Here is a 16,276-nt window from a genome sequence, read left to right as displayed (position 1 = left end):
ATCTAGTTCGTGAAGTCAGGCCCATTAAAGCCATTATATTTTGTAGCATCAAACTTTTTTCTAAATATACATAAATACTTGCCCTGAATAAATTAGTACTGTATAGTTCTAATTATGACAAAGGCAAAATTAATAAATCAAAAACGGGTACTTGAAGTAGCTGCAACTTTATTTTTAGAAAAAGGGTTTGCTTATACAAGTATGGATGAATTAGTTCGTGTAAGCAAAGTGTCAAAGTCTAATGTGTACTATCACTTTTCTAATAAGGAAGAATTATTAGAAGGGGTCGTTGATTATTGGATTGATATGTATCAAGCTGCAATGGATGACGTACTGTCTCAGACCCAATTTTCAGTTGAAGATCGAATTCAACTGTTTTTAAAGCAATTATCACAAGGAGTTCAGGCGAGAGAGTATAAGGGCGGCTGTCCATTTATTACTCTTTATATTCAAAGTCCTGCACAGGCCACACAAATAAAAGAAAAAATAGGTCTTTTTTTTACAGGATTACAAGAGAAAGTTTCTCTATTACTGAAACAAGGGGTAGAGAACGGGGAATTCAGAGATTCGATTCAGATTGATGAGGTGGCATCACTTTTTATGACAAATCTTGAAGGAGCGTTATTTATTTCAGAAACATTGAAGGATGCCACTGTCATTACAAAAACAGCAGATCATTTATTTAACTTGCTTCGATAAAGAAGCATTTTTTTTACATCAAATTAGTACTGGTTAGTACTAAAAAGGAGACCTCATATGAAAACAGTATTTTTAATTGGTGGAACAGGCTTTATTGGAAAGCAATTAGTGAAAGAATTAGTCAAAGAGGATGTGAACATTCTTCTTTTAGTGAGGTCAAAAAGTAAAGCAACACGCATTTTTCAAGAAAGAGGCATTTTAAAAGAGGCAGTGATGCACTTTGTTGAAGGTGATTTGACGAAAGTCGATTTGGGTCTAAGTGCTGAAGATCAGGAGAGGGTATTGAAAACGGATGTGATCATTCACGCAGGAGGCCCTATGGATATTCAAGCGACAAGTAAAGAGGCAGCTTCCGTCTTTTTAAATGGCGCCAAATATATTGGTGAATTAGCTAAAAGTATTCATCAATCGAAGGGCTTGCAGCAATTTATTCATGTTGTCGGTTATATGAGTCCCTTTGATGATCAAAATAGCAAGATTGCCATCGACGTGTTTGAAGAAGGAAACGATTACTTGAAAATAAAAAATCCTTATGAGAGAACAAAGTTTTTAGCAGATCTTTATATTCGTCAGCAGGCATCAGCAGTAGGTTATCCGCTTTCTGTCATTAATCCGCCAACTGTCGTTGGTAGTAGTCAAACAGGGAGTACAGAGCAAATTGCAGGATTGGGTTTGCTTGTAAAGAGTATGCGAAGAGGGCTCATGCCGGTGATTCCTGGAGGTAAGGACTATCGGTTACCACTTATTTCAAACGATGAGTTTGCGAAGTGTATTGTACAGGTTTTCAAGTTGGAGCAGCCGGCTATTCAAACATATACACTTGTTGAAGACAAAGAGCACGATCAGAATGTTGCTGAACTATTAAGTATGATGTCAGAAAGCATGAATATGAGGACGCCAAACATCTCTGTCCCAATGCCACTGATGAAAGCTATCATGAAGAGTGGTGTCAGTAAACTCACAAACATTCCTTCTGACGGACTGAATTTTATGACAAAACGAACGTTTTCAAATGTTTCAGCGAAAAAAATAATGGGAGAAGATTGGTTTAAGAAGACGAGTGTCATGACATTTTTCCCTGCTGTAGTAGCTGATCTAGATTATCGAATGATGGCTCAAAATGGTGAGCACCAACATTTATTTAAACGAACATTATGCGATAATAACACCCTTTACCAATTACAAGGAGAGGGGAAGCCGTTTATTTTATTACATGGTTTATTGAGTGATGGAGAAGATTTATTTCCTTTAGCACAAGAGCTTCATGAGAAAACAGGTCAACCTGTATGGATCTTGGACCTTCCTGGTTTGGGGCGTTCTCCATTTAAACGAGCGAAACATCTTCTAGACATCTATTTAAATGTAGTGAAAAAAGTAATAGAGAAAGCGACGAATGGTGCACATCTGATCGGCCATTCATTCGGTGCGTATATTCTTTTGGAAGCATTGGGACAAGAATACATCGATAAGAAGTATTCAATCACTTTACTGCAGCCGCCTGTTGCTAAACAAAAGGCAAAATCACTATATGTTCCTCAATTTCTGAACAAATGGACATTAAGATTGGCAACGACTCATTTGATAGAGCGTTATGTATTAAGAAATGGTTTGTTTGAAAGCACGGAGAGCATCCCTGAACATTATATTGAAAAAATCAGAAACAGCTTTACTTCTCCTAGAATTTTAAATACGACGGTTCAGCTTAACCATTTATTACTGAAAACCGATCAAGGTGACTTTAAAGAAGTCACAAAGGATCATCTTCACATGATTTGGGGGGAGTATGACAGAGGCTATTCTGCGCCATCGCATCTTGGGAAGGTTGATTTTGTTCCGTATGGCCACCATTTCCCTCTTAGCCATCCGAGTGAAACGGCAGCATTAGTCATCAATAATATTTGTACTAGCAGATAGGAGTCACCCCAAAACGAAAAAATAAGATTGATGACAAGTGAGCAAAATTTTTCGTTCTGGGTCTTGAAAAAATAGAGGTTAACGAGGTGCATAAAACGCATCTAAGGTTTTCGTCATATCATCAGATGCAGATTGTAAGATAGTCCTTTGATCTAAAATCGCTGTTCCTTGTGCCCGGACAATATGAAATTGTTGAAAACCCATCAAGTTTTGGAATATTTCTTTTAGGTAGTAATGTGAGAATTCCAGAGGTGTGTAGCGATCGTTATTTGTGAAAATTGAGCCGCTTGCTTGAAGCAAAAGTACACGATAATCATCAGTCATCAGACCAACTGAACCCTCTTCTGTATACTTAAACGTTTCCCTAGCGATCAAAATATTATCTATATAATCTTTCATACGTGACGTCACATTGAAATTATGAACAGGTGATACAATCACGATTCGATGGTGTGCTTTGAATTGAGCCAATAAAGCAGCAGAAGAAGCGGCGATTTTTTCCTCCGCAGCTGTTAATGATTGTTCAGATGCTTGCTTATCCCAAATACGTAGCAGCTGGTCTTTTTCGATACGAGGAATTTCAGTTCCATATAAATGTAAAATGGTAGGCTCCTCATGAGGGAATCTTTTTTTAAACTGTTCTAAAAATAGTGTTTGCAGTTTGTTTGAATAACTTTCTTGATGAGTGAAATCAGGGTGCGCGTTAATAATGAATGTTTTCATATGCATGCTCCTTTTCTTTTGATAAACTGAGTATAAAATATAAAGGTGACAAAACCTGTCACCTTTTTCAGAAGGAAAATCAAATGAAAAAATCAGAACGCTTAAACCAAGAGCTTATTTTTTTAAGTGATAAATATTCATTTCAATTAAAAGATTTAGAAACTGAATTTGGCATTTCTAAACGTACGGCTTTAAGAGATATGGAAGAGCTAGAGTCCATGGGCTTAGCTTTTTATGTTGAAAATGGCAGACATGGAGGATATCGGATCGTGAATCAATCTCCATTGGTTCCGATCTATTTTCAAATAGATGAAGTTCAAGCCATTTTTTTCGCTCTTAAAGCCTTAGATCTGTTGTCAGCAACACCATTTAAAAAGTCTTACTCACAGATTCGCCAAAAACTGTTTGCTACAATGTCTGATGAGAGAAAACATCGGATCACGGAGATTTTGGATGTGATTCATTACTATCATGTCGCGCCAGTGAGTGAACAACATCATTTGGATTTGATATTGCAGGCAATGATGGAAGATCAAATCGTGAAGATGACATACACTCAATATGAACATAAAAGGATCAGGCTACAATTTCTTGAGTTGTTTTATCGAAATGGGATTTGGTTTACCGAAGCATATGATGTTCAGAATAAAAAGTGGGGCATCTACAGATGTGATTGTATGACGGACATGATGATCGAAGAAGAAACGAAAGACACATTGACGAAGGAAGAATTAAAAGCACTGCAGCTTGAATACGAAAAAACCTATCATGATATCTCTTTTAAATGTCGATTAACGGAACAAGGGAAAGAAAAGTTTTTGAAGAATCATTATCCGAATATGAGATTGGAGACCATTGATGATACGCCTTATATAGTGGGTGGGTACAACCAAGAAGAATTATCTTATATGACTCACTATTTGATCTCATTTGGGAAACATGTGAAAATTGAATACCCCGATGAATTAAAAGAGAGTTATTTGACTCAATTGCAAGAAATGATGGATCAATATATAAAATGAACGGATTGTATCTGAATCACAAAAACTCAACACATGAAAAAAGGCGAACTGTCGTAATTCGCCTTTTTTCTATTACTTCGCCGCCTGAAATGTATTTGTTTTCGATTTGTCATTGACCTTTCCATACGTCAGCTGACGCCAGATAAATTCCATCGGTCCAGACTTAAATCGCTTTAACCATAACGTACTGAAAAGGACAAGGAAGGCATACACGCCAATAGCCATGAAGAACGTACCAGCCGGTGAAAGATGATCGGCAAGTCCAGCTCCGTACTTGAGAAATAGCATTGTGCCAATAATGGAGTGAAGCAAATAACAGGTCAGGGACATTCGTCCGACTTTGGTGAACACCATTAAAGTACCTCGCAGCTGAGGAATGTGCAGAAACAGCATCGCAAGTGAACTCATATAAAACATACTGCCAGTCAATCCCCCATTTTGCTCAAGTGCAGAGACAATGTTCATCCATGGCGTATGTTCAAAAGGGGTGACCGCTGTCATAATCGTACTGGCTAGTGTGATAAGAAAAGCAATTGTACAAATCATCCAAATACGATTCCAAATCGCTTTTTTCGTCTCCATGTTTTTGAAAAACGACATTTTCACAAAATACACACCAAGTAAAAACATGAAGAACATGGAATAGACGGTGGAAAATGAGCTCGAAGCCATCGTGAACATATCCGTCCACCGGTCACCTATCGATGCTAAATAAGTCAGACTGTTGTGACTGGTCAATTCAAAATCGGCAAAATCCGGCTTGCCTGATGATCCTGTGCTGATGGTATTGAGCAGCATGGTGAAAAGAGGCGTGAGCAATTGAATCACAAAGAGTGTGATGAGCCAGTACTGGATGGTTTTGGCTGTGCGTTTGTAAAAGAAAAGCAGTAAAAAGCCCGCGACAGCATAATAGGTCAAAATATCACCAATCCATACAAACGTGACATGCAGAAGACCAATCCCTAAGAGAATGGTTAATCTGCGAGCAAACAACTTGTTCGGGCTGTCCACCTTTTGAGCGGCTCGATCCATAAATATCATAAAACCAACCCCGAATAGAAAAGAAAATAACGTAATGAATTTCCCTGAGGCAAACCAATTCACAATGTGGTGAAAACCATCATTAGACTCCATCTCAAATCCCTTGACCGAATCCACAATCAAAAAATAGTTGACCAAAATAATCCCCATTAAGGCGAATCCTCGTACGATGTCCAAGAAATGCACCCGTTCTTTAAGACTCATTGGTTGTCCGTGTTCTACCTTGCTTACATTCATATTAATGCTCCTTTTCATGTATTGGATCTAAAGATAGATCCTTCAATGAATCAATATACAGGCCAATTCTTAATCATTTATGAAGATCCAATTTTTTGAAAATAAATGTGACAACTTGATGGCAATTGATCATATTCATAAACACTTAAGATTTATGGTGTATCTTTTCACATAGCTAGATGATATATAGTAATAATATATAAGAATGAAGTCATGGAGGATGAGGTGAGAGAGATATGACCCATCGAATATTAGTTGTAGAGGATGATCAGGATATTGGTGACCTGTTGCAGGAATCTCTGACACGTACAGGGTATGAGGTGTTGAGAGCCATGAATGGCAAGCAGGCATTGCATGTTATAGATGATTCGCTGGATTTGGTGATTTTGGATGTCATGATGCCAGGTATCTCCGGTATAGAAACGTGCCAGCAAATAAGAGCCTCCTCAAACGTTCCCATTTTATTTCTGACAGCCAGATCAAGTACATTGGATAAAACAGAAGGATTACTCGCTGGCGGAGATGATTATATGACAAAACCTTTTTCAGAAGAGGAGCTTCACGCTAGGGTCATGGCGCAATTGCGCAGATATACCATCTATCAGGAAAAAAAGGAACAGGAAGAAACCTATTTAGTTGGTGGTAGCCTGAGGGTGAGTGAGGAATTTAATGAAGTGTGGAAAAGTGGGCAGCAAATCAAGTTATCTGATTTAGAATATCGGATATTAAAACTGCTCATGAACAAACGAAACAAAATATTTTCTGCTCAAAATATTTATGAAAGCGTGTGGGGCCAGCCTTATTTTTATTGTTCAAACAATACGGTTATGGTGCATATCCGAAAGCTGCGTGCCAAAATTGAAGATGACCCGGCTCGTCCCGTGTATATCAAAACAGAATGGGGGAGAGGATACCGGTTTGGCACATCGTAAATATACGCTGACCAAAAAGCTGTCACTGCTCATTTTGGTCGCTGCTATCGTAAGTGGTGTTGTCTTTTTGACACTGCAAAAGATCACTGATCACCTGATTGAAGGATATTTAAGTTCGGATGAGTACTATAAGGAAGAATCTGCTAGATACATTCAAACATTCAGCCGCTACGTTTCAGAACATGAGCTGACTTCAACGGATCGAAAAGCATTCGGTGAGTGGGTGAAAAAAGAAGATTATATTAATCTCACTGTTTACAAGGATGAAGTGCTTCAATATGACTCGATTTACTCTGTCGCTGACGAATCGGCCTATGGGAAAGAAAAGGTGACCGACTACGCAAAGCGTCATTCTTACCCGGTTCAATTTAGCGACGGAGAAGGTAGGGTTATGGTAGACGGATTTTACTCCTCTCGATATCACGATCTCGCCTTTACACTAGAACTGCTTGGTGCAACACTCATTTTTCTCATGATTGTGCTTGTTGGCATTCGCCGAAGTCTGCGGTACTTGCAAACGATCCGTGAAGAGATTCATATTCTTGAAGGCGGTGAGCTCGATTATGAGATGACAGTGAAGGGGCATGATGAATTGGCCATGATTGCAAAGAGTATTGAGGATTTAAGAACAGCCTTTTTGGACAAGCTTCAGGCTATTGATGATCTGCAGGAAGAGAGCCGCAGCTTGGTGACCGAAATGTCGCATGATATGAGGACCCCGCTGACATCACTCATCATGAATCTTGAATTTGCGAAAAAAGAGGAGGCTCTAGCGGATACCCGCAAGGAGCAATATATAGCGAGTGCGTATGGAAAAGCCCTGCAATTAAAGAATCTGTCTGACAATCTATTTGCCTATTTCCTGCTAGATAAAGATCACGAGTCAGAGCTTGAAACCGTTGCAGTGAAAGAAGTGATTTATGATCTTCTATCAGATCAGGTCGCCCTGCTGCATCAGGAGAATTTCACGGTCCATATTGTAGGCGAAATGCCGGATAGCTATATTAATGTGAATGTCGAGGAGCTTGGCAGAGTATTTGATAATGTGATGTCTAACTTACGTAAATACGCAGATCCTGAAAAGGACATTCAGATCACTTTTTTATCCGACCAAGATGTCTTTGAAATCCATGTGAGCAATGCGATAAAAAAGACAGACATCATACCGGAAAGCAATGGACTCGGGGAACGAAGCATCAAGCGGATGATGTCCCGAATGCATGGACAGTTTGAAAGTGTAGAAAAACACGATACCTACTACATCGTACTGCGATTTTGGAATACCAAAATATAGAGAGCAAAAACAACATCATGGAATGGGGAAACAATCTGATGAAACGATTCAACAATTTCCAAAAGGTACCTGATCTCTTGCAAGGCCTTCTGAATATCTGCCTGTTCTTTCTAGCGATTGCGCTAAGCGTACTCTTAATTAGTGAAACATGGTACATCGTACAATTCGTCTATAAAACATTGTTTAACAAAGGAGAAAGCTATTATGGAATGCTTGGCGAGCTGCTGATCTTCTTTATGTATTTTGAATTTATCGCCTTAATTATTAAATACTTTAAATCTAACTTTCATTTTCCGCTTCGCTATTTTATTTATATAGGGATCACAGCGGTCATCCGTTTGATTATCATTGATCATGAAGAGGCGGTATCGACGTTCTGGTGGGCGCTGGCCATACTTGCAATGACCTGTGCACTCTTTATTGCGAGCAAAAGAGATGCTGCTCAAGAGCATGAGGAAGTGAAGTGAGGAAGAAGAAGGACGAGTGGTCAACACTCGTCTCAGCGTGTAGACAAACCCCTGCATTCGGTGTCAGTCCTGCGCTCCGGTGCTCACGAATGTCAAATTCGCTCTGCTCCGGTGCTCGTCCTTCCTAGACTGCAAAGGTTTTCTATCACGCTGAAAAGAAGACAAAGGGCTAAAATCAAGTTCATTTTAGCCCTTTGTCAACAATCTGGGACGAGTGGTCAACACTCGTCTTTTTTGTGTTTAAATGAACAGTTTTTGAATATGTGTTGATTAATGAACAATGATTGAAAGATTGACAATTGATGATGATGTATCTAGAAAATATAATATAAATAGACAGGTGTTCATAAATGAATAGATGTATAGAAAAAGTATTCTGTCCAAAGCAGTTAACGGATTCACAAGTTCTTATGTTATGCTTTAGAAAAAGAGAAACCATTCTTTTCCTAGACATTGATTGTCATCATTCTATCTATAGGGGTCGATCGTATGCGAAGTATTCAAAGTTTGTTTGTTGAATGGTTACTTGTACTTACAAAGAAGAAACTAAATGTTGAGGGGTATTTAGAAGAACGAAGAATGGCGAATCAATTACCTTATGTGCTGCCTGAGAAGTTGAAAAAGAAATATCACATCACCAAAAGCAGCATGTTTTCAGTCGATACGTACATGTTGAAATCAGATGTGCAGCCAGATGATCATCAGGTGCTATTTTTACATGGAGGAGGCTATATTGAGCAGCCGCTCGTATGGCATTGGCGTTTCTTGGATCGATTGACGAAGCAATTAAATAGTACGGTGTATGTGCCAGTTTATCCAAAAGCACCGAATCATCAGTATATGGATGCAATCGAGAGTGTTCTCCCAGTTTACCAAGCTCTTTTAGAAAAAGGAACACCAGAAAAAATCGTCATCATGGGTGATTCTGCTGGCGGCGGTTTATCGCTCGCCTTTGCTCAATACTTAGCAAAAAAAGGTCTCCCGCAGCCTGGAAACATGATTCTATTATCACCATGGCTTGATGTGACATTAAGTCATCCTGATATCGCTAAAATGGTTCCAAAAGAGCCAATGCTCAACCTAGATTTACTGATCGAGTCGGGCAAAACCTATGCAGGTGATACAGATGAAACACATCATTTGATCAGCCCGATCTATGGAGAAATCAAATCGTTAGGACGAATTTCTGTTTTTATTGGCACTCATGAATTCTTTCTCCCAGATGCCCGGAAATTCAAAGAGATGGCAGACAAGCAGGGTGTTCCCATCAACTATATCGAATACCCAAAAATGAATCACGTCTTTCCTGTCTTCCCTATTCCCGAAGCGAACCAAGCGTTAAAACAAATTGTCGCTATTATTGAGAGTAAGACGTTCCCTTTGAGGGATATGACAAAATAGGATGCGAACATGAGGATGGCCAGCAATGCTCTAGCCATTCTCGTGTCTAATTGGAGGATCAAAAGTTAATTATGAACGAAACAGAACCGTTCTCATTTACAAGTATGCAGGAAGTAGCTCCTGTAGCTATTCCAGAAAGACAGTTCATTCAATCACATGACGGCATACGTCTTGCTTATTATCCGTTTTTATCAGAAACAAACACGCAGACCAATGTGATCATCATTCATGGCGGAGGCGCTCACAGCTTGGCTGGTTATGAGCATATCGCCTATACATTGCAACATGATTTTCACGTGAATGTGTTTTTGCTGGATTTGAGAGGCCACGGATATTCTGAAGGAAAGAAGGGGGATACACCCAAAGTCACTGACGTGTGGCAAGATATTTCGCAAGTTGTGGATGTCATCAAACAGCAGCACGAAGGAGCACTTTATCTTTGTGGTCATTCCTCTGGAGCTGGATTGCTGCTTCAATATCTATCTTGGGATGAAAAAAGAAAAGTAGACGGTTACTTTTTTATTGCTCCTGAATTTGGCTACAAATCTGACACAGCGAAGTCTAATCAAGTCCCTTTTGCCACAGTTCAAGTTTGGAAATTCGTGCTATCTGCGATGACAAAAGGAAGGCTGATGGGGCATTCAGAAGCTGTACGATTTCACTACCCAGCATGGGTGATTGCACAAGATCCACTTCTTTTAACAGGCATTACCATCAATATGTCTCTTGCCTTAACGCCATCTGCACCTCAAAAACAATTTGCAAGGCTGGACCAGCCTTATGGCATGTTTGTTGGAAGTGAGGATGAGTTATACGACGTAGACAAATTTCATCCGTATCTGACGCTTCCAAATCAGCAGGTGAAAAATCAATCTGTTTACCAAGTGATAGAAAACCATACTCATTTGTCCATTTTACTAGAATCGGGAAAAAAGATTGGGCATACAATCCAAATGTGGAAAAGTTCCAATTAACCTGAACAACTAGTCAACACTCTACCTTTTTCTTAAAAATTTACATTGACACCATCCTTTTCTATGATAAAATCATAGTGTGATAATGAGAATCGTTATCAAACGATATGACTACATATAGAATGGATAGGTGAGGTACATGTTCAAAAAATCTTTTTGGTCGCTATTAGTTGTGCTCTCCATCATATTACTTGCGGCTTGTGGCAGTAATAGCAGCGAAGGCAAGTCAGATAGTAATGAGAAAACAAGAACCGTTGAAAGCGCTATCGGTTCAACTGAAATTAAAGGATCGCCTAAACGTGTGGTGACGTTGTATCAAGGAGCAACTGATGCAGCCGTCGCTATGGGCATTAAACCAGTGGGTGTTGTAGAATCTTGGCTTGAAGCACCTACGTATAAATATTTAAGAGATGATTTAAAGGGTGTCAAAATTGTTGGGCAGGAAACACAACCAAACTTAGAAGAAATTGAAAAGCTGAAGCCAGATGTCATCTTTGCATCAAAGATTCGCCACGAAGAAATATTTGATCAGCTGAAAGAAATCGCGCCAACTGTTGCAACTGACACAGTGTATACTTTTAAAGATACAGTAAAGTTAATGGGTGAAGCGCTAGATCAGCAAGATAAATCAAAAGAATTGCTGACGAAGTGGGATGACCGTGTCGCTGATTTCAAAGAAAAGGCGAAAAAGGACATTAAAAACTGGCCATTGAATGTCGCAGTTGTTAATTTCCGAGCGGATCATACGCGAATCTACCAAACTGGATTTGCAGGTTCGATTTTGACAGAGTTAGGATTTGAAGGGCCTAAGAATATTAAAGATAAAAAACTAGATGTTGTCCAATTAACAGACAAGGAAAGCATTCCACAAATGAATGCGGATGTGATCTACTATTTCATAGGTGAACAAGACAAGGCTGCTGAAAAAACATATAAAGAGTGGACAAGTCATCCTTTATGGAAACAGCTTGACGCAGTCAAAGCAAAAGAAGTGCATAAAGTGGATGAAATCACTTGGAACATGGCAGGCGGAATCATTGCTGCAAACATGATGCTTGATGATATTTATGATCGTCTAGGAATTGATCAATAAGTAGAACGGAGGAGAAAATGTGAACATACCATTTTCTCCTTTTTTCCATAACAGATTGAAAGCGGGAATCAGATGAGAAGTTTATTAAAAAAGGATTCGAGCAAGGCACTGCTATTTGCTGGATTCATCGTATTGATGTTGGTCTTTTTTATGCTCAGTATTTCTCTTGGGCAAACCTCAATTTCCCTCAAAGCCACCATCCATGCGTTTCTTCAGTTTGATGAGTCAGATCCAAACAGTGTGATTGTCATGACATCCAGATTATCAAGAGCTTTAATTGCAACGGTCGTTGGATCAAGTCTAGCGATTTCAGGTGCACTCATGCAGGCATTGACGAGAAACCCGCTGGCTGCACCAGATCTTTTAGGTATTAATGCAGGTGGACTCTTTTTTATTGTGATTTCGATTGTTTTCTTTTCTACAGAGTCGTTAACAGGTTATATGTGGACGGCCTTTTTAGGCGCTGCCATTGCAGGTATGCTCGTCTTTCTTCTAGGCTCCATTGGAAGAGACGGACTGACACCGGTCAAAATTGTGCTCGCAGGTGCTGCGATATCTGCTCTATTTGCGTCCTTTACTCAAGGACTTTTAATCGTGAATGAACAGTCCATTCAAAGCATCCTGTTCTGGATGGCTGGTTCAGTGTCAGGAAGAAGTATAGATATGCTGCTGCCTGTGCTGCCTTATATTCTAGGGGCGACTGTGGTGGCGCTGCTTCTTGGCCGCTCGATCAATGTCCTTTTATCGGGTGATGATATTGCGAAAGGGCTTGGCCAGCGTACGCTTCTTTTGAAGATGACGATGGGGGTACTTGTTGTCTTTTTAGCAGGTGGTTCCGTCGCTGTCGCAGGATCCATTGGATTTGTTGGTTTTCTTGTGCCGCATATTGTGAAAAAGCTTGTTGGACCTGACCACCGCTGGGTACTGCCGTATTGTGCCGTTGTAGGGGCGTCGCTTTTACTTGTCGCAGATCTTGCCGCTCGTTTTCTGATCATGCCGCAGGAAGTACCGATTGGTGTCATGACGGCGGTAGCTGGAGCGCCTCTATTTGTTTATCTCGTGCGCAAGGGGTTGAAGACAGGTGGCTAAAACATATACAGTGCGTTCAAAGGGCGGGCGCATTTCATTTCAATTTTCAAAGCGGACGTTTTTGATTTTACTATTATTGACAGGCGTTGCCTTTGGTTTATTTATTCTGAGCCTTTGTATGGGCAGCCGCTTTATTCCGCCTACTGATGTGCTGCTGCATATCTTCGGACAAGGCGAGGGAAATACGTTTGTATTAAATACGTTGAGGATTCCAAGGACCCTGCTTGCGATTTTAGTGGGAGCGGCACTTGCGGTATCGGGGCTTATTTTACAAGGTCTCATTCGAAATCCGCTTGCATCGCCTGACATCATAGGAATTACGAGCGGTGCGTCGTTTGGCGCCATTATGTTCATCGTCTTTTGGATGGGTACTGTGCCTATTGCTTATCAGTCGTTGTGGGCCATTGCAGGCGCTTTTGCGGTATCATGCCTGATTTATTTGCTTTCATGGAAAAAAGGCGTCAAGCCGATCACGCTCGTCTTGATGGGAATTGGGATTTCCGCCATTATGAAGGCGTGTGTGACGTTTACTCTTGTGCTCAGCGATACGATGACCACGACCAAGTCATACATCTGGCTGACGGGCAGTTTATATGGTTCTACAATGAAGGACGTCATCGCAATGCTTCCTTGGGTATTGATTATTTTACCGATTGTCATGGTGCTGGCAAGAACGATGAATGTAAAGGAGCTTGGGGATGATCTTGCAACAGGTCTCGGAGTCAAGGTTCAGGCGAAGCGGTTATTCTTTCTACTGATGAGTGTGACATTAGCCGGTATTGCCGTTGCATTCGCAGGTGGTATTGAATTTGTTGGACTGATGGCGCCACATGTGGCAAGGATGATCATCGGTCGTTCCTTTATTGCGCTTGTTCCAGCATCTGCGCTTGTTGGAAGTATTCTCGTGATGCTGGCAGATTTAGTTGCGAGAACGGCTTTTCTTCCGTTAGATGTTCCGGCAGGCGTTTTTACGGCGGCAATTGGTGCACCGTTCTTTATTTATTTGTTATATCAACAGCGAAATCGCTAAACGAAAGATGGGGGTTTTGATATGAGGCCAGAGTGGGTTGAGAGAGAATTACTTGATTTCGGGGTACACATCACAAATGGACCAATGACATCTGATCGCACACTTGCTGCGCTTTTTTCAGAAGCATCTATCAGACGTTTATTAGAAGCTGAAAAGGAAGCGATGCATGCCCCGAATATAGCAGTGGCGGCATCCATGTTTTCAAAGCGCTATGCCTATTTAGTTGTTAGTTCTACTTTGTACTTGATGACGATGTATGATGCTGTCTATCGGTTTTCACCAGAGGCGTGTGTCTTTAGAGAAGATCGTAAAATTGAGCTAGATGAAACGCTCTGTTCTTTTGTTCAGTTAGAAGGAGATCGTCATGAGTGGAGAGAGCAGGTCGTCCGCACGCTATTTACGCAGTGTGTCACACCTCTTTTAGATGTATTGAAACGTACTTCAAGACTTCCGTATTCAATTTTATGGGAAAATGTAGCGGTACGTATCAATTCTCTTTACCGTAGCATGATGCGAGAAACGGAAGAGCCTAAAATGAAAGAGCGCATACGGGAGGATTATTTGTTTCTGAAGAAGGCGTCGGGTGATCTTTTCGGAGCGAAGCAAAATCCTTTCCAGCACAGCTTAAATTTAGATGAAAGTTTGCTAGACACATCAAATCGAAAGACTTGCTGTATGTATTATAAGCTTGAGAAAAAATCAGAGAGCCTTGATTATTGTCTCGTCTGTCCGCTAAAGTAAAAAAACACCTTATGCAAGGTGTTTTTTTATTAGATTAGATTTTTCTTAAATATTTATATGTAAATTTAAATATGATATTTATGTTATATTGTTTCATTATATCATCATTTATGGAAGGAACTGATATGAAAAAAATTATCATATATATCATCTTTATTTTCATCATCATCATTGGCTTGTTCTTCATTCAACCACTTAAAAACCACATCTCTTTTCTTAAAGTAAAAAGTACAAATCTTACTGAATTAAAGGTGGGAGAATTGAAGTTGGGATTAATAAAGAGAAACTATAGTGAAAACGAGTGGATTAAAACTTCAAATTCAAATTATTTTAAAGTGAATAATAGAAAAGAAATAGTGGCAATCTCTTTAGAAAATAATCAAAGTAATATAAACAACACAATAAATATTCATTCAACTAAAAAAGATATCTATGATTATTTAGGTGAAAATTATTATCGTAGAAATGACGATCAGGGATATGAAATTTTAGGCTATAAGGATTCAAAGCATGATATCAAAATAGAATTTTTCTGTTTAGATCGCAATGTAGAAAGAATTATTATTAGTAAATTGGGGGAATAAACATAACATAATGATCAGAATCTTTATAAGATGAGAAGTGTGTTTGATGTTGTATGATCCTCTTTTTTAGAGATATTAATGGAAAGAGGCACTGCTTGCTCATAGCAGTGCCTCTCTTTTTTATTCCCAAATATCGCTTACCCATTCAGGGTGATCAATGAAAGGATTGCGATTGTGCTGGTACGTTTGATAGATGATTTCGTTACGATTCCGTTCGATTTGATCGACTGGATCTTGCTTGTGCCATTTCAATAGGACAGACATTTTGCCGTGAAGAGGGGCGCTTCCATTATTCACTTTGTTGTTCAATTCTAAATCTGGGAAACGGTCATCACCTTCATATCGGACGGCCATATAAAAGAGCATTCTTGCTACATCTCCTTTCACCCGGCTATGAGGTTCAAATGAGTCGCTGTCGTAGAAGTTGCCCGGAGCTCCCTTGTATTCATTTCCGCCTATATCAAAATCTAAATTTCCTCGTGTGCTATTCGTTTGTACGTCTGTTGCCCGAAGGTGATGGAGATCTGTACCAGGTCCTTGGCTCGTCCCAAAATTGCCGTGAGATTTAGCCCACACATGCTCCCGGTTCCACTGTCCCACGTTTCCTCCATTTGCTTGCTTTGACCTGGAGATACCGCTATAGAGCAAGAGCACATTGCTTGGATTTTTTGGATCTTCATCCGTTTTCTTTAATGCATCCCAAACCTGGCTGTAGGATAGCTGCGTATGATCATCAATAATATCGTGTAATGCTTTCTTAAGAGCAGGCCCAGATTTGCCAGCAGCAGATTGGTAATAGGAATCAATTTGACTTGAAGCGGTTGTTTTCGCATGTTGAGCAGATGTTTCGGTTTGTAGCTGTAACGGGGAAAAGGTGATGGTTTGACTCGGTTCATTCAGAGTAAAGCCTTGAGCATTTGCAGCGGGAGGCAGCGGAGCGGCAAATGTACCGAAAATCATGATTCCGGCGGCCACAGTTCCAAATAAAGATCTTTTCATTCTATTTCCTCCTTCATAGGGAATGTATACTCTTTA

The 16,276-nt window shown here is 40.0% G+C and carries 16 protein-coding genes; 13 read left to right on the top strand and 3 right to left on the bottom strand.

All coding sequences use genetic code 11. The features are described from left to right. Positions 1 to 114 precede the first annotated feature (114 nt). Together FBF75_RS06080 and FBF75_RS06075 are read left to right on the top strand one after the other, a co-directional pair. A complete protein-coding gene (locus FBF75_RS06080; protein ID WP_136944534.1) occupies positions 115 to 699 on the top strand; it encodes a TetR/AcrR family transcriptional regulator in 585 nt (194 codons plus the stop codon). 57 nt (positions 700 to 756) lie between these two features. Next, positions 757 to 2,613, top strand: coding sequence for an alpha/beta fold hydrolase (locus FBF75_RS06075; RefSeq protein WP_136944533.1), 1,857 nt, complete (start codon positions 757 to 759; stop codon positions 2,611 to 2,613). 78 nt (positions 2,614 to 2,691) lie between these two features. Here FBF75_RS06075 and FBF75_RS06070 read toward each other — a convergent pair whose 3' ends face one another. Continuing rightward, positions 2,692 to 3,336 (bottom strand): FMN-dependent NADH-azoreductase, encoded by a 645-nt coding sequence (locus FBF75_RS06070; protein ID WP_136944532.1) that lies wholly within the window; start codon positions 3,334 to 3,336, stop codon positions 2,692 to 2,694. Between the two features lie 83 nt (positions 3,337 to 3,419). Between FBF75_RS06070 and FBF75_RS06065 the strand changes: the two genes are divergently transcribed. Further along, on the top strand, positions 3,420 to 4,358 hold the full coding sequence (locus FBF75_RS06065) for a helix-turn-helix transcriptional regulator (RefSeq protein ID WP_136944531.1): 939 nt from the start codon (positions 3,420 to 3,422) through the stop codon (positions 4,356 to 4,358). A gap of 72 nt (positions 4,359 to 4,430) precedes the next feature. Here FBF75_RS06065 and FBF75_RS06060 read toward each other — a convergent pair whose 3' ends face one another. After that, positions 4,431 to 5,636, bottom strand: coding sequence for a DUF418 domain-containing protein (locus FBF75_RS06060; RefSeq protein WP_136944530.1), 1,206 nt, complete (start codon positions 5,634 to 5,636; stop codon positions 4,431 to 4,433). Between the two features lie 236 nt (positions 5,637 to 5,872). On the opposite strand from FBF75_RS06060, the gene FBF75_RS06055 reads away from it, so the two are divergent. The 10 genes from FBF75_RS06055 (at position 5,873) to FBF75_RS06010 (ending at position 15,241) form a co-directional block, all read left to right on the top strand. Beyond that, positions 5,873 to 6,568, top strand: a complete 696-nt coding sequence (locus tag FBF75_RS06055; RefSeq protein ID WP_046526621.1) for a response regulator transcription factor — start codon at positions 5,873 to 5,875, stop codon at positions 6,566 to 6,568. Beyond that, on the top strand, positions 6,555 to 7,862 hold the full coding sequence (locus tag FBF75_RS06050; RefSeq protein ID WP_116306170.1) for a HAMP domain-containing sensor histidine kinase: 1,308 nt from the start codon (positions 6,555 to 6,557) through the stop codon (positions 7,860 to 7,862). The genes FBF75_RS06055 and FBF75_RS06050 overlap by 14 nt, the downstream gene beginning before the upstream one ends. Positions 7,863 to 7,900: 38 nt before the next feature. After that, entirely contained in the window at positions 7,901 to 8,329 is a 429-nt protein-coding gene (psiE, locus tag FBF75_RS06045) for a phosphate-starvation-inducible protein PsiE (RefSeq protein WP_116306167.1), read from the top strand. A 489-nt stretch (positions 8,330 to 8,818) separates the two neighbouring features. Then, entirely contained in the window at positions 8,819 to 9,730 is a 912-nt protein-coding gene (locus FBF75_RS06040; protein WP_136944529.1) for an alpha/beta hydrolase, read from the top strand. Between the two features lie 71 nt (positions 9,731 to 9,801). Further along, on the top strand, positions 9,802 to 10,704 hold the full coding sequence (locus FBF75_RS06035) for an alpha/beta hydrolase (protein WP_136944528.1): 903 nt from the start codon (positions 9,802 to 9,804) through the stop codon (positions 10,702 to 10,704). Positions 10,705 to 10,843: 139 nt separating this feature from the next. Further along, positions 10,844 to 11,797, top strand: a complete 954-nt coding sequence (locus FBF75_RS06030; RefSeq protein WP_019743810.1) for an ABC transporter substrate-binding protein — start codon at positions 10,844 to 10,846, stop codon at positions 11,795 to 11,797. Between the two features lie 72 nt (positions 11,798 to 11,869). Next, a complete protein-coding gene (locus FBF75_RS06025; RefSeq protein ID WP_007500383.1) occupies positions 11,870 to 12,886 on the top strand; it encodes a FecCD family ABC transporter permease in 1,017 nt (338 codons plus the stop codon). Beyond that, positions 12,879 to 13,916 carry a FecCD family ABC transporter permease gene (locus FBF75_RS06020; protein WP_041091855.1) on the top strand — a complete coding sequence of 346 codons (1,038 nt, stop codon included), beginning with the start codon at positions 12,879 to 12,881 and terminating at the stop codon, positions 13,914 to 13,916. The genes FBF75_RS06025 and FBF75_RS06020 overlap by 8 nt, the downstream gene beginning before the upstream one ends. 21 nt (positions 13,917 to 13,937) lie before the next feature. Next, positions 13,938 to 14,657 (top strand): IucA/IucC family C-terminal-domain containing protein, encoded by a 720-nt coding sequence (locus FBF75_RS06015; protein ID WP_136944527.1) that lies wholly within the window; start codon positions 13,938 to 13,940, stop codon positions 14,655 to 14,657. A gap of 125 nt (positions 14,658 to 14,782) precedes the next feature. Then, positions 14,783 to 15,241, top strand: a complete 459-nt coding sequence (locus FBF75_RS06010; protein WP_025207927.1) for a hypothetical protein — start codon at positions 14,783 to 14,785, stop codon at positions 15,239 to 15,241. A 120-nt stretch (positions 15,242 to 15,361) separates the two neighbouring features. Here the strand turns inward: FBF75_RS06010 and FBF75_RS06005 are convergent, their stop codons facing one another. After that, on the bottom strand, positions 15,362 to 16,240 hold the full coding sequence (locus tag FBF75_RS06005) for an endonuclease I family protein (RefSeq protein ID WP_017367997.1): 879 nt from the start codon (positions 16,238 to 16,240) through the stop codon (positions 15,362 to 15,364). Between the last annotated feature and the right edge of the window lie 36 nt (positions 16,241 to 16,276).

The sequence above is a fragment of the Bacillus sp. S2(2019) genome (assembly GCF_005144805.1).
GTDB lineage: Bacteria > Bacillota > Bacilli > Bacillales > Bacillaceae > Bacillus > Bacillus altitudinis.
Note: the sequence above shows the minus strand (reverse complement) of the source record. Positions and strands in the feature narration are given on the sequence as shown.